This is a genomic window from Larkinella soli (assembly GCF_003703975.1).
Taxonomy (GTDB): Bacteria; Bacteroidota; Bacteroidia; order Cytophagales; family Spirosomataceae; genus Larkinella; species Larkinella soli.
In genome coordinates this window covers 85,293-109,357 of sequence record NZ_QTJY01000020.1, presented here as the reverse complement: position 1 = coordinate 109,357, position 24,065 = coordinate 85,293, and the positions used below count along the sequence as shown (strand labels likewise).

The window sequence follows — 24,065 nt, the reverse complement described above, 5'->3', positions numbered from 1 at the left end:
AGACGCGCAGCAGTTGGGGATTGGTCGTCCAGTCAATCAGGGTAGGGGGGAAAGGAGGAGCCAGCAGGGGCGTCACCTGCACCGGCCGGTTGTCGGTCGTCTGGGCGAAGGTGAAGGAGCCTGCGGCCAGCCAAAGGAAAAGAAGGAACCGGCAGAAACGGCGGATACGAATCATGAATCGGCGAAATGTCGAACGGTGGGCAGCGAAGCCGGGAGCTTTGCTTCATCGTTGGACGCAGCCGATGGTGAAAAGTAACGCCGACACGGGATGCCGGTGAAAAAAGCCGACGCAGTTTATCCGGAAATCTCCGGCCGGCGGCTCAGGGTTTGGGTCAGCAGGGTCTGGAGTTCCGGCAGTGAGCGGCAGCCGTTGATTTCTTCGGCACTCAGCAGGGTTTGAACCGAGTTCCCGGTATCGAGCAGCACGGCCGGAAGCTTCAGATCCGTCAGACCGTATTTCCGCGACAGCTCATCCTTATGCAGAAATTCATTGACCGTCCCCAGCTGTTCGAGGTAGGCCTTCCAGTCACTTTTCATACCGAAATGGCCGTAGGTCAGCGCGCAGAGGTTGCAGTCGTAGGTGGAGGGCGACAGAATTTTATGGGCGAAATCCGTTACCAGGCTGAACACGTCGCTGCCGGCATTGTACACGAAAATCAGGTGAGGCTTCATTGGGGTCGTTGAAATCGGGTGGTGATCAGGTCTTTTTCCTCGTCGATGTCGGTCAGCTCTGGCAGCAGGCGGTAGGTCATCCCGGCCGACTGCAAATCCCGGAGCGTATCGGCCAGAACCGTATCGGTGCTCCAGCGTTTGCCTTCAAAAAGCTGGGGCTGCAAACGGTTCATTCCCAGCAGGTAATAGCCGCCGTCGGTGGCCGGACCGATCACTGCATCCTTCTCCCGAAGGGTGTCGAAGGCGGTTTCGAGAATACCGGTTTCGAGTTGCGGGCAATCGCTGCCGATGATGGCGATGTGGCGGTATCCCCGGCCAAACTCCCCGGCAAAAGCCGTCTTCATCCGGTGGCCGAGGTCATCGCCGGTTTGCAGGGCCGATCGGTAGCCCGCCCGGAGCCAGTCGTCGTCCGGCGGGATGAAATCCGAATAATAAACTACCTTGTCACAGGCCAGCGGACGGCTGATTTTCAGGGTGTAACGAAGCAGCTGTTCATAGACGGCAAAGGCGGTTTCCTCCCCGACGGTAGCCGCCAGCCGGGTTTTGACCTTGCCCCGCACGGGGTTTTTGATGAACAGGATCAGTAAGGAATCGGTCATGGTCGGAAGGCGGACGGTCAGGTCCCGGACGGCCCGGCTTTCTGGTTTCGGACGGCTTCGTGGCTCGACACCCAGTCCAGCGAAGAGATGGCGGCCGCCAGGGAAAGCTCCCCGGCTGCGACCACTCCGGCCACGATTTCGGCAAATTTAAGCACCTGTCCCGGTCCGTAACAGCCCATGATTTCCAGACACTCGCGCTGGGTGGGTAAACCGGTTCCCCCGCCGACCGTCCCGATCACCAGCGACGGCAGGGTCACCGAGCCGTAGAGGTCGCCGTTGGGCAGCAGTTCGGAGGAGGTGACGGCGGCCGACGATTCCGCCAGACAGGCCACATCCTGCCCGGTGGCGATGAACAGGGCCGCCAGCGCGTTGGCCGCGTGCAGCCCGTTGTTATTGGCCCCGGCCAGAAATGCTCCCAGATTCCCGATGCGGGCATGCCGGTCGAGCTGCTCCGGGTCCACCTGCAATTCGCTGATCAGTATCTCTTTCGGGATGGTTACCTCCGCCGTCACCCGCTTTCCCCGCGTCTGGAGCGTGTTGATGAACGACGGCTTTTTGTCGGTCGCCAAGTTGGATTCGAGGTAAAAATGCTCGACCTCGGTCCGGTGCTGAAGGAGGTAATGGCAGGCCGCCAGCGTGGCCTTCGTGACCATGTTCTGCCCGGCCGCATCGCCGGTGGTGAACCCGAACCGCAGAAACAGCAGGCGACCGGTCTGGTAGGGGGTGATGTATTTCAGACGGGCATAGCGGGAGGTCGATTCGGCTTCGTCGCGGAGGGCGGACTCCTGTTCGGCCACCCAGCGGGCCAGATCGCGGGCGGCCCGTGCATCCGGCAGTACAAAAACCGGCGCCCGCTGCATACCTTCGTCCAGAACGGTGCAGGTTACTCCGCCACAGCGGTTCAGCAGTTTGATGCCCCGGTTGTAGGAAGCCACCAGCGTGCCTTCGGTGGTGGCCAGCGGAATGAAGAATTCGCCGTTCGCATGGTCGCCGTTGATCCGCAGCGGCCCGGCCAGCCCCACCGGCACCTGCGCTGCCCCGACAAACTGCTCACAATGGCCGCGCGATACCGCCGGGTCGAACGAATAGGCCGTCAGATGCTGCAGGGCCAGACCGGTCCGGCTTTCCAGATACGCCTGCCGCCGGCGAAGAATGTCGGGGCCGGTGTCGTCGACCGGGTCGCGCGGGATGCCGGAAGCAGCCCGGTCGTCCGGCCCAGCCGGAGAGATCTCCTCCTGCAACTCGTCCTCCACTTCAATGGTCAGCAGCCCGAAAGGCAGGGTCTGGAGCGTGAAAACCAGGCGGTGCCGGCCGGGCGGGAGCGGTTCCGTGCGGGCATGAACCGTCACCGACCGCCGGAGCGGAAAGTCCAGCGGCCGTTCGGGGGTGATGGCGGTTACGGGGGTAGGTGGGGCGCCGTCCGGCTCCAGCGTGAACACGTCCGGATCATACGCCCGGCCGTCGATCCGGACCAGCCGCAGGCCGGTGAACCGGGCGTCGGCCAGGCGGTTTTTCAGCGAGAAGACAAACCCGTCCGGGGTGTTGCGCAGGCTGTTGCGGGTATAGAGCTGCCGGAGCAGGGCGTTGGGAATAAGTCGAAACATGAAGCGTTAGCTTGTAAGAAAGCCGGATGGTAACTTCCTTTACCATTCGACCGGCGGCCGGGGTTGTCATTACAACCAGCGGTTGCAACAAACGGTTATACGACCATCCTGTTAATTTTAACAAACCCTGTCCCGTTGGCTGTCTCCATCATCATCCCGACCTTCAACGAAGAACGCACCCTGCCCCGGACCTTCCGGCAACTCGGCAGTCTCCGGCCGGCTCCGGCGGAGATCATCGTGGTTGACGGCGGCAGTCAGGACCGGACGGTGGCCCTCGTGGAGCGGCAGATCGAGGAGGCCGCCCATTCCGAAGCCGGGCCGGTGCCGCAGCTGATCCGGAGCCCGGTGGCCCGGCGCTCGTACCAGATGAACCTCGGCGCGCGCGCGGCCACCGGCGAGTACCTCTGTTTCCTGCACGCGGATACGAGCCTGCCCGACGACGGCCTCATGGTGGTCGAGGCCACGCTAACCGATTCGAAAACGGCCGCCGGCGGGTTCATCTCCCTGATGCGGGGGCCGCTGCGCACCTGCTGGATCACCTCGTTCCATAACTATATCAAGACCTATTATGCCCCGCTGTTGTTTCGGCCCTACCTGTTCTTCTTCCGGGGGGCGCGGCTGCTCTTCGGCGATCAGGTCATCTTCTGCCGGCGCGAACAGTTTCTGGCCTGCGGAGGGTATGCCGACGATCTACCCATCATGGAGGAGGCCGACCTGCTGCTTAGGCTGGTGAAATACGGCCGCATCCGGCAGGTGAACCGCATCGTGGAGTCGTCGGACCGGCGGGTGGCCAAATGGGGGTTCTGGCGGGCCAACGGGCTGTTTCTGTATGTGGGCATTCTGTGGGGCGTCGGCTATTCGGCCGAGAAGCTGAAGCAGTTGTACGAAGATATCCGGTAAACGCAACGCTATGTTTTTCATACCGCTTTTCGACGATGTCGGCTCCCCCTGGCTGGTTCTGGTCTTCGGCGGACTGCTGCTCCTTCAGTGGTCAAGGCCGCTGCGACGGCTGCGTTTCAGCCTTTTCCGCCGGGTCGTCCGGAACATCGCCTTTGCCGTCCCGGCGCTGCTGACGCTCCGGCTGGCGCTGTTGCCGGTGCCCCTGCTGGCTGCGGCCTGGGCAGAGCGCAACGGCTTCGGGCTGATCCACTGGCTGCTGCCCGCCGAAGGGCCGATCCGATGGGTCGGGCTGGGGCTGGGCATTCCGGCCTTCGATTACGCCTACTACTGGTGGCACTATGCCACCCACAAGGTGCCCCTGCTCTGGCGGTTTCACAACGTTCACCATACCGACCTCGATATGGACGTCTCCACGGCCCTCCGGTTCCATTTCGGTGAACTGATCCTGAGCATCCTGTTCCGGGCTGCGACGGTGGTTCTGTTCGGCATCGGCTTCTGGACGGCGGTGGTGTATGAGATCGTTTTCGAGACGGCCGGGCAGTTTCATCACTCGAACTGGCGGCTTCCCAAACCCGTCGAACGGCTGCTGAACGCGGTTTTCGTGACACCCCGGATGCACGGGATTCACCACTCCATCGTGCGGGACGAGTTCAATTCCAACTGGGGAACGTTGTTCTCGTTCTGGGACCGGCTCCACGGCACCCACCGCCTGGACATCCCGCAGGAGGAACTGATCCTCGGCGTTCCGGCCTACCGCGACGAGAATGAACTGACGCCGGGCCGGCTGCTGGGGATGCCCTTCCGGAAACAGCGGGACTGGAAACTGCCGGACGGACGGCCCTGTGAAACCCGCCGGGATGCGCCTTCCCGAAAAAACGGCTGAAGGACCCTCAGGCGGTCGTGCCGCCACAGCTGGAGCCGGCCCCGGCGGTGCAGCCGTAGCAGTGCTGGTTGATGACGACGGTCCGGCGGCTGAGGGCTTCCGGGTCGAAATCCCTGACGTGCTGCACCGCCCCGGCCACTTTCAGGTCCAGCATCTGGTTGAAGTCGCAGTCGTAGAGGAAACCGTCCCAGCTGACCGAGATCGTATGGCGGCACATGACCCCGGCGGCCGCAGCCGGGTTGAAGGCGGTGATCAGCTTCTCCATATAGCCCCGGTAGTTGCCCGTGGAAATCAGAAAATCCAGATACCGGCTGATGGGCAGGTTCGTAATGGCGTAGAGGTCGTTGAACCGGATGCCGAACTCATCGAGCAGCACCCGCTGAAACTGACGCTTCAGCCCCTCCTGCGTTCCGGGCAGAAACGCGCCGGCGGGGTTATAGACCAGATGGAGCCGCAAATCCGAATCGGGCATCCCGTAGCCGACGGCATTGAGCATCCGCAGGGCTTTGATGGAATCCTCGAATACGCCTTTTCCGCGCTGGCGGTCGGTTTTGTCGGCATTGTAAAACGGCAGCGAACTGACCACCTCCACCTCGTGCCGGCGGAAAAAGTCGGGCAGGTCGTGGTATTTGGGATTGGAGACGATGATCGTCAGGTTGCAGCGGACCATCACCCGGCGCCCCAGCGCCCGGATTTCTTCCACGAACCAGCGGAAATGGGGGTTCATCTCCGGCGCTCCCCCGGTCAGGTCCACGGTCGGGATGTCGGTTCGGGCCAGCGCGTCGAGGCACTGCTGCATGGTGTCGCGGGTCATGATCTCCCGGCGGTCCGGCCCGGCGTCGACGTGGCAGTGGCGACAGACCTGGTTGCACATCCGGCCGACATTGACCTGAAAAACGGCGGTTTCGACCGGCCGCAGGGGAAACAGGCCGGCCGTTTCCAGCTTCTCGTGGAATAGCGGCAGCTTCAGCTGGTCGGTGACCACCTGGTGCAGCAGCTGGAGCTGCGTTTCCGTACCGGCCAGTTGGTGGCCGCTGGCTCTGAGCGATTTCATGCAGGAAAAGCCGGAGCCACCGGAGCGGCCCCGGCGACCGTTTACATCGAAAGTTCTTTGACCTTGTTCATCATCTGCACCCCATGCACCAGCGAAGACCCTCCCCGAATGGCGGCCGCCACGTGCACGGCTTCCATCATTTCGGCCTCCGTACAGCCTTTTTCGAGCGTATCGGTAGTGTAGGCGTCGATGCAGTAGGGACACTGGACGGTATGGGCCACGGCGAGGGCGATCAGGGATTTTTCCCGGGCCGTCAGGGCGCCGTCGGCAAATACCGCCCCGTAGTAGGAAAAGAACCGGTCGGCCAGTTCTTTCTGAAATTCACCGATCGTGCCGAATTTTTTGAGGTCTTCGGGATTGTAGTACGTCTCCATGGAGTAGGGATGAATGCTTTCTTCTTCCAACGGAAAATGAACGGCAATGTTTGGTAAAACACCGGGCCGGATGCGCACCGTCCGGGGGCGGGTCGTCGATAAAAATTTGAACAACCCGGCGCGGCCCCGGGTTAAACCGTTTCCTCCGCCACCCGCATGATCGAAGACCTCTGGTACAAAAACGCCATCATCTACAGCCTTGATCTGGAAACCTTTCTGGATGCCGACGGCGACGGCATCGGTGATTTCGAAGGGCTGTGCCGCCGTCTGGACTACCTCCACGCCCTCGGCGTCGATGCGGTCTGGCTGGCCCCGTTCCAGCCGACGCCCAACCGGGACAACGGCTACGACATCCGCGACTATTACGGCGTCGATCCCCGGCACGGGTCGAGTGGCGACTTCGTGGCGTTCATGCACCAGGCCGACAAACGGGGCATCAAGGTCATCATCGACCTCGTCGTCAACCACACTTCGGACGAACACCCCTGGTTTCAGGAAGCCCGCAAGGCCAAAGATTCCCGGTATCGTGACTGGTATGTCTGGTCCGAGAAGAAACCGTCCGACTGGAACGAAGGTATGGTCTTTCCCGGTGTTCAGAAATCCACCTGGACGCTGGATAAAAAAGCCGGTGCCTATTATTTCCACCGCTTTTTTGAGTTTCAGCCCGACCTCAACGTCGACCATCCGGAGGTCCGCGAGGAAATCCGCAAGGTGATGGGCTACTGGCTGCAGCTGGGCGTGGCCGGTTTCCGGGTCGATGCGGTTCCGTTCATTCTGGAGTCGCCCTCGCCCGGCCCGGCAGAGCCGAAGCTCCGGTTCGATTACCTGTATGAGATGCGCCGGTTTCTCCAGTGGCGGAAGGGAGACGCCGTCCTGCTGGGCGAAGCGAACGTGCTGCCGGAAGACAGCCGGAACTACTTCGGACCGCAGGGTGAGGGCATCCACCTGATGTTCAACTTTTTCGTGAACCAGTACCTGTTCTACGCCCTGGCGACGGCCGACGTGAAGCCCCTGGCCGAAGCGCTGGAAGCGACCCGCGCCCTTTATCCGACCGCCCAGTGGGCGCACTTCCTGCGCAACCACGACGAGCTGGACCTGGGCCGCCTGACCGACGAGCAGCGACAGAAGGTGTTCGACCGGTTCGGGCCGGAGGAAACCATGCAGCTATACCACCGGGGCATCCGCCGGCGGCTGTCGCCGATGCTGGGCAGCCGGCCCCTCACCGAACTGGCCTACAGCCTCCTGTTCTCGCTCCCCGGCGCGCCCGTGATCCGGTACGGCGACGAGATCGGCATGGGCGACGATCTGCGGCTGCCCGAGCGCGAAGCGGTGCGGACGCCGATGCAGTGGTCCAACGACCCGCAGGCCGGTTTTTCGGCGTCCGAAAAGGTCGTGCATCCCGTCGTCGAAGAAGGGCCGTATGCGTATCCGCACCTGAACGTGGCCGCCCAGCGACGCGACCCCGGCTCCCTGCTGAACTGGATGACGGCGCTGGTCCGGCTCCGGAAGGAATGCCTCGAAATCGGCAACGGCGACTGGCAGATTCTGGATACGAACGGCCTCCCTGTGCTGGCCATGCTCTACCACCGACAGGGCCGTTCGCTGGTTATCCTGCACAATTTCGACGAAAAACCGCAGGAGGTGGCGTTATCACTGAAACAGGGCCGGGGGTCGCGGCTGGTCGATCTGATGGTCGACCGGGAGGAAACCGCCGACGCGCAGGGCGTCCACCGCATCCTGCTCGATGCCTGCGGCTACCGCTGGTTCCGGGCCGGTGATTCCAGCCACCTGTTGCCTGCATCCTGAACGAAACGAATCCACTGACTATGATCAAGATAGGGTATCACGCTTCGCACGAGCAATTTCCGCCGGGCCAATTACTGGCCAATGTGCAGCGGGCCGCGCAGGCCGGCTTTACGGCGGCTTCCTGCTCCGACCATTTCCATCCCTGGAGCAACCGGCAGGGCGAAAGCGGTTTCGCCTGGTCGTGGCTGGGGGCGGCCATGCAGGCCACGCCCCTTTCGTTCGGCGTGGTCAACGCGCCGGGGCAGCGCTACCATCCGGCCATCATCGCCCAGGCGGCCGCCACCCTCGCCGAAATGTTTCCCGAGCGGTTCTGGATGGCCGTCGGCACCGGGCAGGCGCTCAACGAACACATCACGGGCGAAAAATGGCCCTCCAAAGCCGACCGCAACGCGCGGCTGAAGGAGTGCGTGGACGTCATCCGGGCCTTATGGAACGGAGAATGCGTCACGCATAAAGGGCTGGTGACGGTGGAGGACGCGATCCTGTATACCCGCCCGGCCGTCAAACCGCTGATCTTCGGGGCGGCCGTCACGGCCAAAACCGCCGAATGGGCCGGTTCCTGGGCCGACGGCCTGTTGACCATCTCGCAGCCCCTGGAGGAGTTGCAGAAGGTGGTCGACGCGTTCCGGCGCGGGGGCGGGGAGGGCAAACCGATGCACCTGAAAGTGCAGCTTTCCTACGCCGGGGACGAGGAGACCGCCCGCCGGGGAGCGCACGAGCAGTGGCGTTCCAACATTTTTCCGAACAATGCCCTCACCGAACTGCGGATGCCCGAGCAGTTCGACGCCATCGGCGAGATGGTGAACGTGGAGGAGGTGGGCCGGATGGTGCATATCTCCGCCGACCCCGGCCGGCATGCCGACTGGCTGGCCGGCTATCTGGAGATGGGTTTCGAACAGCTCATGGTGCACAACGTCAACCTCGACCAGCAGCGCTTCATCGACGTTTTCGGCGAACGGGTACTGCCGGAACTCCTTCAGAAAGAGGCATAACGGCCCCGATCAGCCCTGAACCTGGGGCAGAATGACGCTGAACGTGGAGCCTTCCCCCGGCACGGACCGGACCATGATCCGGCCGCCGTGGTTTTCGGCTATTTTCTTGCAGATGGAAAGGCCGATGCCGTTGCCGGAGTATTCTTCCCGGGTATGAAGCCGCTTGAAGACGACGAACACCTTGTCGGCCATGTCCTGTCGGAAGCCGATGCCGTTGTCGGTGATGTCCACCTGGTGGTACACCCGGGCCGGCGAGAGGCCTTGTCGTAGCTTGTCTTCCAGGCTCAGTTCCCGGTGGCCGATCCGGACCTCCGAAGGTTCTCCCTCGGTATTGGTAAATTTGACGGCGTTGTGGACCAGGTTGTAGAACAACTGGTTGATCTGGAACGGAATGCCCTCGACAACCGGCAGGGGCCCGATGGACAGGGTCGACTGCTTCTCACGGATCATCAGTTCCAGATCACCCTGGATGTGCCGGAGCACCTGATTCAGATCGATCCGGGCGAACTGGCGTTCGGGGTTGCCCAGGAGGGCGTAGCTCAGCAGGTCGGCCAGCAGCCCGGACATCCGTTTGGCGGATTGCCGCACCCGCTGCAGGTGGTCGGTCAGAACCGTGTTGGCCGGGTCGGATTCCTGCTGGGCCATGTCGGCGAAGACCTGAATCTTGCGGAGCGGTTCCTTCAGATCATGGCTGGAAATGTAGCTGAACTGCTGGAGTTCGTCGTTCAGCTGCCGGAGCTGGGCAGTTCGCTCCTGCACCCTCCGTTCCAGTTCCTCTTCCATCGTTTTTCGTTCGGTGATATCCCGGCTGACGGTCGCCAGCACCGACGGTTCGCCCTGGTTCGAATAGATCACGAACACGCTGTAGATAACCCAGACCGGCCGTCCCGTCCGGAAATGACGGAACCGGATTTCAACTTCGGCGTGCCCGTCCCGCAGGACCTGCGGAAAAAACTGATCGCGCAGGAAGGCATGGTCTTCCGGAAAGAAACAGTCCCACAGGCTCTGTTCTTCCACCGGCCCCTCGATGCCGAGCAGTTCGATACCTCCCTTGTTGACGTACAGCGTTTTCATGTTCATATCGCACATGGCGATAAAATCCCGGCTGTAGAAGGATAGGGCCAGAAATTTCTCCCGCTCTTCCTCGGCGGTTTTCTGCAGCGTGATGTCCTGAACGATGCCGATGATGTGAATGGGCTGCCCTTCCTCGTTGAAATAATACTGGCCGTATATCCGGAGCCAGTTGATGGACTGGTCCCGCCGGATAACCCGGCACTCGTATTCCAGAACCCCCGTGCGGAGGGCAACCTCGTGGGCTTTGGCCCGCTTCGGCAGATCGTCGGGATGAATCCGGGAGACGTAATCCGGCTGCAGGCCGGTGGTCTCGAGGTCGAACAGCTCGTTGAACCGGGGAGAGCCGATGACTACGCCGGTCAGGAAGTCGACTTCGTAACTGCCCATTCGCCCGGATTCCACGGCAAGGCGGGCACGGTCGGCGGTTTCCTTGATCAGCTGGCGGGAGCGGACCTGCTGCGTGATGTCGATGGACAAGACCAGGACGCTGTGGGCCCGGCCTTCGGTATCGAAGAGCGGTTCATAGACGAAGTTGACATACAGCGTTTCGGGCCGGCCGTTCCGAACCAGCATGACCGGGGATTCATTCCCGACGTAGGGCGTTCCGGTTCGCTTCACCTCCGACAGAATCCGGTCGAACCCCTGGGCCCTGGCCTCCGGCAGCAATTCCCAGATGGGCCGGTTCATGAAACCTTCGCGCGTTCTGCCCACCAGTTCGAGGTACTGGTCGTTGACGATCTCCGTGATGAAATCCTCGCCCGTCAGCAGACAGATGCCGATGGGCGCCTGCATGATCAGGCTGCGGAAGTTGTTTTCGCTTTCCTCCAGCCGCCGTCGGGTGATGACCTGTTCGGTCACGTCGATGGCCATGTTGAGGATGGCGTAGATCCGGCCCTCACTGTCCCGGAGAGGCTTATAGCTGAAATTGAAGTAGAACGTCTGCAGAACGCCGTCGACGACCAGGTCGCCCCGGTCTTCCGATGCCTGGTACATTTCGCCGGTGGTAAACACCCGGTCCAGCAGGTCGTGGAACGGCTGCCCTTCCAGTTCGGGCAGGGCCACCCGGACGGTTGTGCCGATCACGGAGGAGTCCTTTCCCCATAATTTGATCATGGCCGGATTGGCCCACTGGATGGTCATCTCCCGGCCGGTGTAGATGGCCGTCGCGACCGGTGCCTGCTGCACCAGATTCTCGAAGCGTTTTTCGCTGTCTTCCAGCTCTTTGCGGGCTTCCAGTTCGGGCCGCAGGTCCCGCAGCATGAGCGAGCGGGAAATGACCTGCCCGTTGTCGGGGTCGTAGATGAGGGCGTAGTTGGCGTAACAGGGAATTTCTTCCTGCGTCGGGAGGTGTTTGATGCAAACCGGCCCGGACCAGGACCCGTTCCGGTCGAGTGCCGGGATGATTTCCTCCCGCACGATCCGAATCTGCCGGGGCGAGTAAAAGTCCTGAAAGTGAAGGGAAGAAAGGTCGGCGTCGGCCGGGAGTCCTACCAGTCTGCGGGCCGCCCGGTTCATGTAGGTCATCTGCCCTTCCAGGGTCGCCATCGACATATAATCTTTGGCGTTTTCGACCAGCTGAAGCAGCTTTTCGGTTTGCCGACGGGTGTTTTCTTCAGCGCTTACCGCAGGGTTAGGGCCTTGATTCGATTGATTCATTGATTGGCCATCCCATTTGAGCGACACCGCCTAAAGGTACGGAGAGAATTTAAATTATTCATTCTGGCCAAGCGGTTACAAGCCCGGAACGCAGGCCGTTCGCCCGGCCGAATCGGCCGCCGTCGGTCCGCTCCGCCTGCCGGAAATGAAGCGGGTCGGCCTTCCTGACAAATTTCCGAAGCCGGCGAGGTTCCACGGGTTCCGGGAAAGGAACGAATTAAAAAGTTGGAAAATGCGATTGGATAATATCGTTCTTTCTTTGTCTTTTTGTAAGCACTACCTGAAAAGCCGGGTCCTGCGTTTTCCGGCTTCCGGACCCGGCGGCATCAGGATACGGATCATAGGCGGAGGCATCGGCGGGCCGACCAACCCGGCCGACCCTTTTTCGTCCGAAATAATGAACAGGCTGAATTTTTTAACTCTTTGACTTCTATGGCTTTCGCGAAACAAATTTTGTTCTTTCTGTTCGTCTTTGCCGCCCGGGCGGGGGCCCAGCAGGTGATTCCGCTGTATGCAGGGAAGGCTCCCGGCTCCGAGAACTGGAACTGGCAGGAGAAGGAGAGCGCCACCAATCGTTTCAACACGCGGGTGGTATACAACGTCTCCAGCCCGACCCTGACGGTATTCCGGCCCGACCCGGCCACCGCCAACGGAACGGCCGTCATCATCTGCCCCGGTGGCGCCTTTCATACCCTTTCCATCGACAGCGAAGGCATCGACGTGGCCAAATGGCTGGCCGCCAAAGGCGTAACGGCATTCGTGCTGAAATACCGGGTGGTCCGCAGCCGGACCGACGACCCCGTGGCCGAACTGATACCCAAGATGCAGAACATCAAGGCGCTGGATGCGGAGAACGCGCCGGTGGTGCCGCTCGCAATAGCCGACGGCCGGACCGCCGTCGAACTCGTGCGCGGGCAGGCGGCCCGGTACGGCGTCAACCCCGACCGGGTCGGCATCATCGGCTTTTCGGCCGGGGGCACGGTAGCTGCCGGGGTGGCTTTTTCGTACACTCCCGCGGGTCGGCCGGCCTTTGTCGCTCCCATCTATGCCTATACCGGGGCGCTGGACAAAACGACGGTTCCGGCGGATGCGCCCCCGCTGTTCGTAGCGGCCGCCACCGACGACCAGCTTGGGTTTGCGCCCCTGAGCACGAAGCTGTACAACGACTGGATTGCAGCCGGCAAAGGCGCCGAACTGCACCTGTACGCCAAAGGCGGCCATGGGTTCGGGATGCGGAAACAGAACCTCCCGGTCGACGGCTGGATCGAGCGTTTCGGGGAGTGGCTCGGCTTTCTGGGCCTGCTGTCCAAAGCGCCGTAACGGGTTGCCGTCCCATCACAAAAGGCATTGGAGCAGTTGCCGCAGGCTGCTTTCGGCGGTATCCGGGCCATGCACATCGCCTATGAAGTCCGCAGCCGTTTCCATAAGGCCATGTTCTGATTGTCCAAGTAATAATTCGAATTCTACCAGCCTTTGGTCCGGGCCCGGGCTAATTTTACGCTCGGAAACAGTCACAAACCTAAATGTGAACCCGGATGCAAACGGTGAAAGGGGTTGAAAACGACGCGGACGGCGGCTTTCGCTGGTCATCGGAACACGCGGACCTGCTGGAAAAAGGCGGGGAAATTCCCGGCGGGGCTGCGGCCATGCAGGCCATCGAACCCCAGGGCGAACTGCCCGGCCGGAAGCTTCCCTATTACCTGCGGAGCGGGGACGGGGAGCGGTATCTGGCCGGCGGTCTGGTGGTCAATCTGCTTGCCCGCGGCAGCGATACCGGCGACCTGTTCGAGTGGGCCGTCGTCACCGGAGGCCAGGGCGCCGGCTTCCCGGACCATACGCACCAGGAAACCCATGAAGTCCTCTTTGTGCTGGAAGGAGAGGTGGAACTCCGGCTCGGCGGGTCTGTCCACCGGATGATCAAAGGCGATTTTGCCTCCATCCCGCCCGCGACGGTTCACGGCTTCCGGATGACTACCCACCGGACGCAGCTCGCGTCGGTCACCAGCGGCTCCCGGATCGGCGGCCTGTACCGCACGCTGGGCCGGCCTTATGCCGGGTATGTTCAGCCTTCGGATGCCGTCCCGCCCTTCGATGCGCAGGCCCTCGGCCGGGCCGGAGAGGTCGCCGACGTCAGCTTTCGCGACGAGCCGGTTTCCGGGACGTCCGAGCGGGTCAGCCGGACCGGTCTGCCCACGGCGGTGGAACCCTACGTGCTGGCGGCCGGAGAGGGCGACCGCTACCTCATCGGCGACCAGTTGTTCACTATCCTGAGCGACAACCGCACCACCGGCGGCCGACTGCTTTTTGTCGGGACCGAGGGACCGGCCGGCCCCATGATCCTGAAGCATTTCCACCGGCAGCATTCCGAATCGTTCTTCTGTGTGGACGGCCGGATGCGGATGTGGGCCAACCAGTCGCTGCTGGACATCGAACCCGGCGACTATGTAGCCGTGCCGGCGGGCGTCATCCATGCCTATCAGCTGAAAAGCCCTTATACGCGGTTTATAGGGGTACTGACGCCGGGTATCTTCGAAGATTTTTTCCGCTCGGCCACGCCCTACCCCGACCACATTTATCCGCAGGTGCCGGGCCCCGGCCCGAATTTTCCCCGGGTCATGCAGCTCGACCTGGTGCCGGTGGAGCGGCCGCCGGTTCCGCCGGGCGCTCCCCACTGAGCCCGCCCTGCCAACGATCCTGGAAACGTCTTACTTCCGTACCCTGTACATGAACCCCATCCTGAAAGACCTTGCCTACGCGAACCGCTCGGAGGCCCAGAAGCTGGACATTCACCTGCCGCCGACCGGCGAAGGGCCGTTTCCCGTCATCGTCGCCATTCACGGCGGGGCCTTCCGGGTCGGTGACAAGGGCGATGCCCAGCACCTCGCTTCGCTCTTCGGGGGCGTGAACCGGGGCTACGCGGTGGTATCCGTCAATTACCGGCTCAGCGGGGAAGCCAAATCGCCCCTGCCGGTCCATGACGTCAAAGCCGCCGTCCGCTGGATTCGCGCCCATGCCGGGCAGTACGGCCTCGACCCGGACCGCATCGCGGCCTGGGGGCCGTCGGCCGGCGGTCACCTGTCGGCCCTGCTCGGCACCTCGGCCGGGGTGCCGGCGCTGGAGGACCTCTCGATGGGAAACCCCGAAGTGTCGAGCCGGGTACAGGCCGTGGTCGATTGGTTCGGACCCATCGACTTTCTGACCATGGACGATCAGTTCCGGATGCTTGGGGTCCGCGGGGCCGTCCACAACGCCCCCGACTCGCCGGAATCGGCCCTGATCGGAAAACCGATTCCGGAGGCCCCCGGGGCGGTGGCCCTGATCAACCCCCAAACCCATATTTCGGCAGACTGCCCGCCCTTCCTGATCCAGCACGGCTCGAAAGACCCGCTGATTCCGTATTTGCAGTCGGCGGTTTTTGCCGATGCCCTGTACCGGGCGGCCGGCCCGGAGAAAGTCCGCTTCGGGCTGCTGGAGGGCGAAGGCCACGGCGGCCCGCAGTTCGACGACCCGAAAAACCTCGATACCGTATTCGCCTTCCTCGACCAGCATCTGAAACCGTGAGCCGCAAATTTTTCAAATACGTCAACACCTTGTTCGTCGTCGTGCCGATGACGCTGATCATGGCGTTCGTCGGGACGCTCCGCAACCACGGTTTCAATCCCGGCTGGTTCATTAAATTCATCAATGCCTGGGTCGTCATGCTGCCGGTGGCCTACTTTGCCGCCTTCATCATCATTCCGGCAGCCCGGCGGCTGGCCGAGAAAGTGGCTTCAAAGCCGTAGGCACTCCCGTCAGTCCTCTAACCCTGGTTCTCTATGGAAGCCGGCTCCCGCTCGCTCATCGACCAGCAGCCCATCTCGCGGCTGCAATATGTGACCGTCCTGCTCTGTTTCGTGATGAACATGCTCGACGGCATGGATGTGATGGTGATTTCCTACGCGGCCCCGGCCATCGCCGGGGACTGGGACGTCAGCCCCGGATCGCTGGGCATCGTCTTCAGCGCCGGGCTGCTCGGCATGACCGCCGGGGCGCTGTTTCTGGCCCCTTTTGCCGACCGGATCGGCCGCAAGGCCCTGATCCTGCTGAGTGCGGGCCTGATGGGCATCAGCATCTACCTGACTTCGTACTCGGTGGACGTTACCGACCTGATCGTTTTCCGGTTCGTCAGCGGGCTGGGCATCGGCAGCATGCTGGCCTGCACGGCCGCGCTTTCCTCCGAATACACCCCGAACCGGTCCCGCGATTTCTGGGTCAGCTTCGTGCTGTCGGGCTATCCGGTGGGGGCGGTTTTGTCGGGGCTGGTGGCGGCCCGGGTGATTCCGGCGTCCGGCTGGGAGGCCCTGTTCCGCATTGCCGGGGCCACCACGCTGCTGGCGCTGCCGCTGGTTCAGCTGTTTCTGACCGAGTCACTGCAATTTTACCTGAACGCGCCCTCGCCGGGGAGCCTGGCCCGGGCCAACGCCATTCTGGCCCGCATGGGCAAGGAGCCGCTGGAAAGCCTGCCCGAACGGCCGCTCGGCCCGGGTGGTATTCCCGTCCGCTCCCTGCTCGGACCCGACTATAAAGTATCGACCTTCCAGTTGTGGACGGCGCTGTTCCTGTCCTTCGCCACCCTGTATTTCCTGCTGAGCTGGATCCCTAAGCTGGCGGCCAATGCCGGCCTGTCGATGGAACTGGCAATCTATGCGGGGGCCGTCTTCAACGTGGGTTCGTTTTTCGGCGTCATCACGCAGGGCTATTTCTCCAGCCGGTTCGGGCTGAAAAAGACCATCGGTATCTTCCTGATTCTGACCGCTATACTCATGGCGGTATTTCGGGTGTTCGCGGGGTCGCCGGCGCTGTTGCTGGTGTTCGGGCTGCTGGGCTTCGGCGTTCAGGGCGGTTTTGTGGGGCTGTATGCGGTGGCGGCCCGCCTGTACCCGACCCAGTTCCGGACCACGGGCGTCGGCTGGGCCATCGGCATGGGGCGGCTCGGCGGCATCACCGGCCCGGCCGTGGGCGGTCTGCTCATCGGTCTGGGGCTGACCATGACCGCCAACTTCCTGATCTTCGCCGTCCCGACGGCCGTGGCCGGGCTGGTCACGTGGCGGATCGTTTCCCGGAACATCAGCTGACCGGTTCCGGCGGCCCGGTTTCGGCCCGGGCCTGCTTCCGGAACGCCCCCGGCGACAGGCCGGTCTGTTTCTTGAAAAAACGCGAGAAATAGGCGGGGTCTTTCAGGTTGAGCTGGTACGAGATTTCGGAGAGCGTAAAGGTGGTGTGCAGCAGGTACTTTTTGGCTTCCGCCGTCAGGTAGTCGTGGATGATCTGCGAGGCCGACTTCCGGACCAGCCCCTGGCAGATGCGGTTCAGGTGGACGGTGGTGATGTTCAGTTCGCGGGCGTATTCCTGCACCGACCGGACCTCGTGCAGCGACTGGCGAATCATCTTCTGGAAGGACTGGAAATACCGCAGCGTCCGGTTATCGGAATGCTGAATCTGCACCTCCGACGCGAGGCTGACGCGGTAGATCTGAATCCAGAGCAGCTGGAGCAGCAGCTGGAGGCTGGTTTCTTTCTCGGGCGCATGGCCCGGCAATTCCCGGCAAAGCCGTTCCTTCAGGTCGACGAGGTCGCGGAAGGCGTCGCCGGCGGCCGGAAAGGGGAAGTGTTTCAGGCCGTTGAGTTCCAGCAGGATGTGCGGGGATGACCTGAACACCGCTTCCAGCACTTCCTCCTGAATCGTCAGCACCTCGCCCACCATCCCGGGATCGAAGGAAAACCCGTGCAGGGTGTTGGAGGAGATGAGCAGAACGCAGGGCGGGTCGAGGGCGATGCGCCGGTTTTCGGACAGCACCACGCCGTTGCCGGAGGTGAAAAAGAACAGCTGCACCAGATTGGTGTGCAGGTGCTCGTCGATGAACCACTCGTACTGACGGCTCCGCACCTCCAGCAACTCATGGGTCATGAACCCTTCCGAGCGCGGATAGCGGGTGTCCCCGTACAGTCCTTCGTAGTTCTTCAGCGAATGCGGCATCGATGTTCTAAAAAGCTAAATACCGGTTTAAATATGGCTGGAATGTTCGGTTAGTGCAAATGTATTTTTCAATAATCCAAGATGAATTAGTACACTGCCGATACCTTTGTTCAGAATCTATTCTGACGTTTCGCCCTGCTTATGAGCCAGCCCACCATCCCCCTTTTCGACCGGGAGGTCCAGCCGCCCTACCTGGCCCCCGGCTATAAATCCACCGTGCTGCGGGCGCCCACCCAACCGCTGGTGGTGATCCCGCACTCGCTTTCCGAGCGGACCGGCCCGGTATTCGGGGCTGCGAACGTCGGCCCGCTCGACCACGACCTGACCAAAAATTCGATGAAAAACGGCGAGCCGCTCGGCGAACGCATCGTCGTGCATGGGCGGGTGCTGGACGAAACCGGCCGCCCGGTTCCGCACACGCTGATCGAAATCTGGCAGGCCAACGCGGCCGGCCGGTATGTGCATAAGGTGGACCAGCACGACGCCCCGCTGGACCCCAACTTTCTGGGCACGGGCCGGGTGCTGACCGACGCCGAGGGGCGATATAAATTCTATACCATCAAGCCGGGGGCCTATCCGTGGAGCAATCATTACAACGCCTGGCGGCCCAATCACATCCACTTTTCCCTGTTCGGCCCGAACATCACGACCCGGCTGGTGACGCAGATGTATTTTCCCGGCGATCCGCTGCTGGACCACGACCCGGTCTTTCTGAGCCTGCCGCCGAAAGGCCGTTCCCTGCTGATCTGCCGCTTCGACATGGCGGTGACCGAGCCGCATTTCGCGCTGGGCTACCAGTTCGACTTCGTGCTGCGGGGCAGCGGCTCCACCCCCTTTGAAACGGTTTGATCAACCCCTTCGACCCATGCGACAGACGCCTTCCCAAACCGTCGGACCCTATTTCGCCTACGGCCTGACGCCCGAACAGTATCTCTATGATTTCAAAAGTCTGGTCGGAAACCGGCTGGTCGATCCGCTCGCCGGGCCGGAAGCCGTCCTGATCTACGGCCGGGTGTTCGACGGGCAGGGGCAGCCCGTTTCCGACGCCCTGATCGAACTCTGGGATGCCGCTAACCGGCGCTTCGGGCGGTTCGGCACCGGCACCGACCCCGACTGCCGGTTTTTGTTTCACACCGTCAAACCGGGATCGGTCGACGGTCAGGCGCCCCACCTGTCGGTGATCGTCTTCATGCGGGGGCAGCTGATTCATTCCTACACCCGGCTGTATTTCCCGGAAGAAACCGACGCCAATGCCGCCGATCCGGTGCTGAACGCGGTGCCGGAACACCGGCGGCAGACGCTGATCGCCCGGAGAACGCCCGCCGGTTACGAGTTCGACATCTACATGCAGGGGGAACGGGAAACCGTCTTTTTTGAAATCTGATCTATCCGTATGTCGCTATACACCCATCTGTTTTACAGCTCTGAATTACAGCCGCTCCTGTCGGACGAAGCCTTTCTAAGCCGGATGCTCCGGTTTGAAGCCGCCCTGGCCCGCGCTCAGGCCCGCGAGGGATTGATTCCGGCAAAATCGGCCGATGCCATTGCCGCCTGCTGCGAAGCCGCCCGTCCTGACCTGGAACGACTGCGGCAGGAGGTGGCGCCGGGCGGAAATGCCGCCATTCCGCTGGTGAAGCAGCTGACTGAACAGGTGGCCGGGCGCGATCCGGAAGCGGCCGGGTCCGTGCATCTGGGGGCCACCAGCCAGGATGTGGTCGATACGGCGATGACGTTGACGATCAAGGCTTTCCGGGAGTGGCTGGAGCCGAAGCTGCAACAACTGGAAACCCTGCTGACGGACCTGACCCGCACGCACCGGCAAACCGTGATGGCCGGGCGAACGCTCCTGCAACAGGCCCGCCCGATCACCTTCGGCCTGAAAACCGCCTACTGGCTCGAAGCCGTCCGGCGCAGTCGTCAACGGCTCGAAGAAAGCCGGCCCCGGGTGGAGGTGCTGCAACTGGGTGGGGCGGTCGGCAGCGGTAATGCGTTCCTGACGGCGGAGGTGCTGGCGGAGACGGCGGCTGCGCTGGGGCTGCGGCCCGCGGCACCCTGGCATTCGCAGCGCGACCGTCCGGCCGAATGGGCCGCGAATCTGGGCATCCTGACGGGCAGTCTGGGCAAAATCGCCCGGGATGTTTCGCTGCTGATGCAGACCGAGATCGGCGAGGTGCTGGAAGGAAAAGCCGCCGGGAAAGGCGGGTCCAGCACGATGCCTCACAAGCGCAACCCAGTCCACTGCGCGGCCATTCTGGCAAATGCCGGCCGGACTCCGCAGCTGGTGGCGACCCTTCTGGCCGCAATGCCGCAGGAAAACGAACGCTCGGCGGGAGGGTGGCACGCGGAATGGGAACCACTGACCGACCTTATGCAGCTGACCGGCGGGGCCGTGGACCGCTCCATCGAACTACTTGCCGATCTGGAAGTGGATCCGGCGCGGATGCGGCAGAACCTTGAAATAACGGGGGGATTGATTTATGCTGAAGCCGTTTCGCTGGCGCTGGCTCCCCGGCTCGGCAAGACCGAAGCGCACCGGCAGGTGGAAATGGCCTGTGAAACGGCCATAACGCAGGGGAAACACCTCAAAGCCGTGTTGGCAGAACTCGACTTTGCTCTGCCGGACCCCGATGCGCTTTTCCGGCCCGAAAATGCCGTCGGCCGGAGCCTGGAGATCATCGATTCTCTGCTAAACCCGCCGGCGGGCGGAAGTTACCAAACCGAAAGTCACCCTTATTCCCGAGACGATGAGGCTTCAATATAAACTCCAGGGTTCGCCCGGCAGCCCGGTGCTGATCTTCTCCAACTCGCTGGGGGCGGAAATGATGATGTGGGACGAACTGGTTCCGCTGCTGCTGCCCTACTTCCGGGTATTGCAGTACGACACCCGCGGCCACGGCGGCAGCGAGGTTCCGCCCGGCCCGTATGCTATCGACCAGCTGGGGCAGGACGTGATCGACCTGATGGACCGGCTCGGCATCCGGCAGGCGGCTTTCTGCGGCCTGTCGATGGGCGGGCTGACCGGCCAGTGGCTGGCGATTCACCATCCCGACCGCATCCGGAAGCTGGTCCTGAGCAATACCGGCGCTAAAATCGGAAACGACGAACGCTGGAACGGCCGGATCGACACCGTCACCCGGCACGGGATGGCGGCCATCGCAGACGAGACCATGGAACGGTGGTTTACCGAATCGTACCGGGAACGCCATCCCGAGCGGGTGGCCGCCGTCAGGACCCTGTTTCTGCGGAGCCCCGTGCCCGGGTATGCCGCCTGCTGTGCGGCCATCCGCGACGCCGATTTTCGGGAACGGGTGAAGGAAATTACAGTCGAGACGCTGGTCATCACGGGCGACGACGACCCGGTTACCAACGTTGAACAGGCCGAGTTTCTGGCCGGGGAGATTCCCGATGCCCATTTGCTGGTGCTGCCCTCCCGCCATCTGACGGCCACGGAGTTGCCCCGATCCTTCGCGCAGGCCCTCATCGCCTTTCTGGTCGGGGAGTCGGTGTCGGAGCGGGGGATGCACCTCCGCCGGAGCGTGCTGGGAGACGCTCATGTGGACCGGGCCGGGGAGCGGATCAACGCCTTCAATGCCGATTTTCAGGACTTCATTACCCGCTACGCCTGGGGCGAAATCTGGGCGCGGCCGGGCCTGTCCAAAGCGGACCGCAGCCTCATCACGCTGGCGATGCTGATCGCCCTCAACCGCCGGTCGGAGTTTCAGATGCACGTCCGGGCGGCTTTGAACAACGGCCTGACCGTCGGGCAAATCAGGGAGGTGATCCTTCAGTCGGGGATCTATTGCGGTCTTCCGGCCGCCAATGACGCTTTTCACTCTGCCCAGGAAGTCTTGGAAGAACTGGGAATCAGCCTATGAAAACCATCCGAACGCAGGTAGGCATCATCGGTGCCGGGCCCGCCGGCCTGACGCTGGCCCACTGGCTCCGCCGGCAGGGCATCGACGCGGTCATCATCGAACACCGGAGCCGGGAATACGTACAGGCCCGCGTCCGGGCCGGTCTGCTGGAGCAGAATACGGTCGACATCCTGAAGGCCCTCGGTCTGGCGGACCGGCTGATCCGGGAAGGGCACGAACACCACGGCGTGTACCTGAGCTTCGACGGCGAGCGCATCCGGGTTCCGTTTGATGCGCATACGAACGGGCGGCACATCACCATCTACGGCCAGCAGGAGGTCGTCAAAGACCTGACGGACGCCTGGCAGGCCGCCGGAGAAACCCTGCTGTTCGAAGCCCCGGCGCTGGCGATTGAGGATTTCGATACCCGGCATCCAAAAATATATTTCGAACAGGCCGGTGAGAAGGGAGTGATCGAATGCGACTTCGTGGCCGCCTGCGACGGGTTTCACGGACTGGGCCGAAAGACCCTGCCCCGGCACAGCTACCGCGAGTATGCCATCACCTACCCGTTCAGCTGGCTGGGCATTCTGGCCGACGTACCGCCGTCTTCCGACGAGCTGGTCTACGCCTACCACGAACGCGGTTTTGCCCTGCACAGCCTCCGTTCGGCCAAAGTCAGCCGGCTGTATCTCCAGGTCGAAAACGGCGAATCGATCGATCAATGGCCCGATGACCGGATTTGGGAAGAGTTGTCGGTCCGGCTGGGAACGCCGGGCTGGCACCTGCAATCCGGGCCGATCTTCGAGAAAAGCATCACGCCCATGCGCAGTTTCCTGATCGACAACCTCCAGGCCGGGCGTTTGTTCCTGGCCGGGGATGCGGCCCACATCGTGCCGCCGACCGGGGGCAAGGGGCTGAACCTTGCCATTGCGGACGTGAAGCACCTGGTCGACGGGCTAGCGGACTTTTACCGCAACGGCTCCTGTACGGGTCTGGAACTGTACACGCAGACCGCCCTCCGCCGGGTCTGGCGGGCGCAGGAGTTCTCCAATTTCATGACGACGCTGTTTCATAAACAGGACGAACACGGCTCGTTTCAGTACCGGCTCCAGCGAGCGCGATTCGACTACATCCGAACGTCGGAAGCCTACGCGGCCACGATTGCCGAGAACTACGTGGGCCTGCCGTTTTCGGCCTTCGACCATTAACAACCACCAACCATGAAGCAAGTACCCATTATTGATGTGCAGACGGCCGCCCGGCTGGTGAAAGACGGCGATACGCTGCTCCAGGGCGGTTTCGGGATGACCGGCAACCCGGTTCACCTCATGCACGCCCTGGCCGAAACCGGCACCGGCAACCTGACCTTTATCGGAAACAACACCGGCGAGGCCGGTCTGGGCGGGGGGCGCCTGCTGCGGAACGGCCAGATCCGGAAGATGATCGGCTCGTTCTTTACTTCGAACCCCGATGCCGTGAAAGCCGCCCAGAGCGGGCAGGTCGAGTATGAACTGCTGCCGCAGGGCACGCTGGCCGAAGCCATCCGGGCGGGCGGGGCCGGTATCGGCGGCTTTTATACGCCGACCTCCGCCGGTACGGCCCTGGCGGAGGGCTGCGACGTCCGCATCATCGACGGCGTCGAGCAGGTGTTTGTCAAAAGCATCCGGGGCAACGTGGCTTTCATCCGGGCCTGGCGGGCCGATACGGCCGGGAATCTGCAATACCGCATGACGGAAAACAACTTCAACAAGGCGATGGCGACGGCCGCCGATCTGGTGGTGGCGGAGGTGGAGGAGATCGTGCCGGTCGGAGCCATCGCACCCGAACACGTCCATACGCCCGGCTGTTTCGTCGATTATCTGGTGCAGGCAACGCTGACGCCCGAGGACCTCGGCAGTTCGGCCTCCGTCTCGACCTCCAAAAAGGTGGACGAAGCCCGGATGAACATGGCCCGCCGGGCGCTGGCCGAACTCAGGAAAGGCGACGTCGTCAACCTCGGCATCGGCATTCCGACGCTGGTCGCGGACCTGATCACCGAGGACCACGGCATCATCCTGCATACCGAAAACGGAATGCTCGGGGTAGGACCGGTGCCGGCCGACGGGGGCGGGGCAATGCACTATCCCGTCAACGCCGGGAAGATACCGGTGACCGCCCTGAAGGGCAGCAGTTATTTCGACAGCGCCGATTCGTTCGCGATGATCCGGGGCGGCCATATCGACGTGGCCATCATGGGCGGTCTGGAAGTGGACGAAGCCGCCAATCTGGCGAACTGGGCCGTTCCCGGCAAGCCGCTGCTCGGCGTCGGGGGGGCGATGGACCTGGCAAAAGGCGCCCGGCGGCTGGTCATCACGATGACGCACACGAACTCCGACGGTTCACCCAAGATCGTGCCGCAATGCACCCTTCCGCTGACCGCCACCGGCGTGGTGGACGTGGTCATTACCGATCTGGCCGTTTTCGGTTATCCCAACGGAAAGCTGACCCTGCTGGAACTGATGCCGGGGGCGACCCTGGAAGAAGTTCGGGCCAAAACAGGCGCCGGTTTTCTGATTCACCAACCTTCTATCGTACTCTGA

Annotated in this window: 22 protein-coding genes; 15 read left to right on the top strand and 7 right to left on the bottom strand. The window is 62.6% G+C overall.

Features of this window, described 5'->3' with window-relative positions; all coding sequences use genetic code 11:
- Positions 1–294: 294 nt before the first annotated feature.
- Genes DX909_RS25885 through DX909_RS25875 form a run of 3 tightly spaced genes read right to left on the bottom strand, consistent with a single transcriptional unit; the run spans position 295 to position 2,875 of the window.
- Complete coding sequence (locus DX909_RS25885) at positions 295–672, bottom strand: hypothetical protein (RefSeq protein WP_128548148.1); 378 nt, start codon at positions 670–672, stop codon at positions 295–297.
- A complete protein-coding gene (locus DX909_RS25880) occupies positions 669–1,271 on the bottom strand; it encodes a TIGR04282 family arsenosugar biosynthesis glycosyltransferase (protein ID WP_128548147.1) in 603 nt (200 codons plus the stop codon). Before DX909_RS25880 ends, DX909_RS25885 begins: the two co-directional genes overlap by 4 nt.
- Before the next feature lie 17 nt (positions 1,272–1,288).
- On the bottom strand, positions 1,289–2,875 hold the full coding sequence (locus DX909_RS25875; RefSeq protein ID WP_128548146.1) for a hydroxymethylglutaryl-CoA reductase: 1,587 nt from the start codon (positions 2,873–2,875) through the stop codon (positions 1,289–1,291).
- A gap of 135 nt (positions 2,876–3,010) precedes the next feature.
- On the opposite strand from DX909_RS25875, the gene DX909_RS25870 reads away from it, so the two are divergent.
- Positions 3,011–3,775, top strand: coding sequence for a TIGR04283 family arsenosugar biosynthesis glycosyltransferase (locus tag DX909_RS25870; RefSeq protein WP_128548145.1), 765 nt, complete (start codon positions 3,011–3,013; stop codon positions 3,773–3,775).
- Positions 3,776–3,785: 10 nt separating this feature from the next.
- Positions 3,786–4,658, top strand: a complete 873-nt coding sequence (locus DX909_RS25865; protein ID WP_128548144.1) for a sterol desaturase family protein — start codon at positions 3,786–3,788, stop codon at positions 4,656–4,658.
- Positions 4,659–4,665: 7 nt separating this feature from the next.
- Here DX909_RS25865 and arsS read toward each other — a convergent pair whose 3' ends face one another.
- Positions 4,666–5,712 (bottom strand): arsenosugar biosynthesis radical SAM (seleno)protein ArsS, encoded by a 1,047-nt coding sequence (gene arsS, locus DX909_RS25860; protein WP_128548143.1) that lies wholly within the window; start codon positions 5,710–5,712, stop codon positions 4,666–4,668.
- A gap of 41 nt (positions 5,713–5,753) precedes the next feature.
- The gene (locus tag DX909_RS25855) at positions 5,754–6,086 is read right to left on the bottom strand and encodes an arsenosugar biosynthesis-associated peroxidase-like protein (RefSeq protein ID WP_128548154.1); all 333 of its coding nucleotides are present in this window, start codon (positions 6,084–6,086) and stop codon (positions 5,754–5,756) included.
- Positions 6,087–6,242: 156 nt separating this feature from the next.
- On the opposite strand from DX909_RS25855, the gene DX909_RS25850 reads away from it, so the two are divergent.
- Together DX909_RS25850 and DX909_RS25845 are read left to right on the top strand one after the other, a co-directional pair.
- Positions 6,243–7,892, top strand: a complete 1,650-nt coding sequence (locus tag DX909_RS25850) for an alpha-amylase family protein (RefSeq protein ID WP_128548142.1) — start codon at positions 6,243–6,245, stop codon at positions 7,890–7,892.
- A gap of 20 nt (positions 7,893–7,912) precedes the next feature.
- Positions 7,913–8,884, top strand: coding sequence for a TIGR03885 family FMN-dependent LLM class oxidoreductase (locus DX909_RS25845; RefSeq protein ID WP_128548141.1), 972 nt, complete (start codon positions 7,913–7,915; stop codon positions 8,882–8,884).
- A 9-nt stretch (positions 8,885–8,893) separates the two neighbouring features.
- Here the strand turns inward: DX909_RS25845 and DX909_RS25840 are convergent, their stop codons facing one another.
- Positions 8,894–11,614 (bottom strand): PAS domain S-box protein, encoded by a 2,721-nt coding sequence (locus tag DX909_RS25840; RefSeq protein WP_128548140.1) that lies wholly within the window; start codon positions 11,612–11,614, stop codon positions 8,894–8,896.
- A gap of 432 nt (positions 11,615–12,046) precedes the next feature.
- Here DX909_RS25840 and DX909_RS25835 point away from each other — a divergent pair, with 432 nt between their 5' ends.
- The 5 genes from DX909_RS25835 to DX909_RS25815 all read left to right on the top strand — a co-directional run bounded on the left by DX909_RS25835 (position 12,047) and on the right by DX909_RS25815 (position 16,728).
- A complete protein-coding gene (locus tag DX909_RS25835) occupies positions 12,047–12,934 on the top strand; it encodes an alpha/beta hydrolase (protein ID WP_128548139.1) in 888 nt (295 codons plus the stop codon).
- Positions 12,935–13,149: 215 nt separating this feature from the next.
- Complete coding sequence (locus DX909_RS25830) at positions 13,150–14,289, top strand: quercetin 2,3-dioxygenase (protein WP_128548138.1); 1,140 nt, start codon at positions 13,150–13,152, stop codon at positions 14,287–14,289.
- A gap of 49 nt (positions 14,290–14,338) precedes the next feature.
- Positions 14,339–15,175 carry an alpha/beta hydrolase gene (locus DX909_RS25825; RefSeq protein WP_206513053.1) on the top strand — a complete coding sequence of 279 codons (837 nt, stop codon included), beginning with the start codon at positions 14,339–14,341 and terminating at the stop codon, positions 15,173–15,175.
- Positions 15,172–15,396 (top strand): DUF2798 domain-containing protein, encoded by a 225-nt coding sequence (locus tag DX909_RS25820; protein ID WP_128548137.1) that lies wholly within the window; start codon positions 15,172–15,174, stop codon positions 15,394–15,396. The genes DX909_RS25825 and DX909_RS25820 overlap by 4 nt, the downstream gene beginning before the upstream one ends.
- Before the next feature lie 33 nt (positions 15,397–15,429).
- Complete coding sequence (locus tag DX909_RS25815) at positions 15,430–16,728, top strand: MFS transporter (protein WP_128548136.1); 1,299 nt, start codon at positions 15,430–15,432, stop codon at positions 16,726–16,728.
- Here DX909_RS25815 and DX909_RS25810 read toward each other — a convergent pair.
- Positions 16,721–17,629 (bottom strand): helix-turn-helix domain-containing protein, encoded by a 909-nt coding sequence (locus DX909_RS25810; RefSeq protein WP_128548135.1) that lies wholly within the window; start codon positions 17,627–17,629, stop codon positions 16,721–16,723. The genes DX909_RS25815 and DX909_RS25810 overlap by 8 nt on opposite strands.
- Positions 17,630–17,770: 141 nt before the next feature.
- Between DX909_RS25810 and pcaH the strand changes: the two genes are divergently transcribed.
- Genes pcaH through DX909_RS25780 form a run of 6 tightly spaced genes read left to right on the top strand, consistent with a single transcriptional unit; the run spans position 17,771 to position 24,065 of the window.
- Positions 17,771–18,478, top strand: a complete 708-nt coding sequence (gene pcaH, locus DX909_RS25805) for a protocatechuate 3,4-dioxygenase subunit beta (RefSeq protein ID WP_128548134.1) — start codon at positions 17,771–17,773, stop codon at positions 18,476–18,478.
- 16 nt (positions 18,479–18,494) lie between these two features.
- Entirely contained in the window at positions 18,495–19,013 is a 519-nt protein-coding gene (gene pcaG, locus DX909_RS25800; RefSeq protein ID WP_128548133.1) for a protocatechuate 3,4-dioxygenase subunit alpha, read from the top strand.
- 9 nt (positions 19,014–19,022) lie between these two features.
- On the top strand, positions 19,023–20,390 hold the full coding sequence (pcaB, locus tag DX909_RS25795; RefSeq protein ID WP_128548132.1) for a 3-carboxy-cis,cis-muconate cycloisomerase: 1,368 nt from the start codon (positions 19,023–19,025) through the stop codon (positions 20,388–20,390).
- A complete protein-coding gene (pcaDC, locus tag DX909_RS25790) occupies positions 20,374–21,504 on the top strand; it encodes a bifunctional 3-oxoadipate enol-lactonase/4-carboxymuconolactone decarboxylase PcaDC (protein ID WP_128548131.1) in 1,131 nt (376 codons plus the stop codon). The genes pcaB and pcaDC overlap by 17 nt, the downstream gene beginning before the upstream one ends.
- Entirely contained in the window at positions 21,501–22,694 is a 1,194-nt protein-coding gene (locus tag DX909_RS25785) for a 4-hydroxybenzoate 3-monooxygenase (RefSeq protein WP_206513052.1), read from the top strand. The genes pcaDC and DX909_RS25785 overlap by 4 nt, the downstream gene beginning before the upstream one ends.
- Positions 22,695–22,706: 12 nt before the next feature.
- Positions 22,707–24,065 carry a 3-oxoacid CoA-transferase gene (locus tag DX909_RS25780; RefSeq protein WP_128548130.1) on the top strand — a complete coding sequence of 453 codons (1,359 nt, stop codon included), beginning with the start codon at positions 22,707–22,709 and terminating at the stop codon, positions 24,063–24,065.

Bases quoted from the DNA above. Each gene is read 5' to 3' on its own strand.
- DX909_RS25885 (WP_128548148.1), bottom strand. From the start codon at position 672: ATGAAGCCTCACCTGATTTTCGTGTACAATGCCGGCAGCGACGTGTTC.
- DX909_RS25880 (WP_128548147.1), bottom strand. From the start codon at position 1,271: ATGACCGATTCCTTACTGATCCTGTTCATCAAAAACCCCGTGCGGGGC.
- DX909_RS25875 (WP_128548146.1), bottom strand. From the start codon at position 2,875: ATGTTTCGACTTATTCCCAACGCCCTGCTCCGGCAGCTCTATACCCGC.
- DX909_RS25865 (WP_128548144.1), top strand. From the start codon at position 3,786: ATGTTTTTCATACCGCTTTTCGACGATGTCGGCTCCCCCTGGCTGGTT.
- arsS (WP_128548143.1), bottom strand. From the start codon at position 5,712: ATGAAATCGCTCAGAGCCAGCGGCCACCAACTGGCCGGTACGGAAACG.
- DX909_RS25855 (WP_128548154.1), bottom strand. From the start codon at position 6,086: ATGGAGACGTACTACAATCCCGAAGACCTCAAAAAATTCGGCACGATC.
- DX909_RS25850 (WP_128548142.1), top strand. From the start codon at position 6,243: ATGATCGAAGACCTCTGGTACAAAAACGCCATCATCTACAGCCTTGAT.
- DX909_RS25845 (WP_128548141.1), top strand. From the start codon at position 7,913: ATGATCAAGATAGGGTATCACGCTTCGCACGAGCAATTTCCGCCGGGC.
- DX909_RS25840 (WP_128548140.1), bottom strand. From the start codon at position 11,614: ATGAATCAATCGAATCAAGGCCCTAACCCTGCGGTAAGCGCTGAAGAA.
- DX909_RS25835 (WP_128548139.1), top strand. From the start codon at position 12,047: ATGGCTTTCGCGAAACAAATTTTGTTCTTTCTGTTCGTCTTTGCCGCC.
- DX909_RS25830 (WP_128548138.1), top strand. From the start codon at position 13,150: ATGCAAACGGTGAAAGGGGTTGAAAACGACGCGGACGGCGGCTTTCGC.
- DX909_RS25825 (WP_206513053.1), top strand. From the start codon at position 14,339: ATGAACCCCATCCTGAAAGACCTTGCCTACGCGAACCGCTCGGAGGCC.
- DX909_RS25815 (WP_128548136.1), top strand. From the start codon at position 15,430: ATGGAAGCCGGCTCCCGCTCGCTCATCGACCAGCAGCCCATCTCGCGG.
- DX909_RS25810 (WP_128548135.1), bottom strand. From the start codon at position 17,629: ATGCCGCATTCGCTGAAGAACTACGAAGGACTGTACGGGGACACCCGC.
- pcaH (WP_128548134.1), top strand. From the start codon at position 17,771: ATGAGCCAGCCCACCATCCCCCTTTTCGACCGGGAGGTCCAGCCGCCC.
- pcaG (WP_128548133.1), top strand. From the start codon at position 18,495: ATGCGACAGACGCCTTCCCAAACCGTCGGACCCTATTTCGCCTACGGC.
- pcaB (WP_128548132.1), top strand. From the start codon at position 19,023: ATGTCGCTATACACCCATCTGTTTTACAGCTCTGAATTACAGCCGCTC.
- pcaDC (WP_128548131.1), top strand. From the start codon at position 20,374: ATGAGGCTTCAATATAAACTCCAGGGTTCGCCCGGCAGCCCGGTGCTG.
- DX909_RS25785 (WP_206513052.1), top strand. From the start codon at position 21,501: ATGAAAACCATCCGAACGCAGGTAGGCATCATCGGTGCCGGGCCCGCC.
- DX909_RS25780 (WP_128548130.1), top strand. From the start codon at position 22,707: ATGAAGCAAGTACCCATTATTGATGTGCAGACGGCCGCCCGGCTGGTG.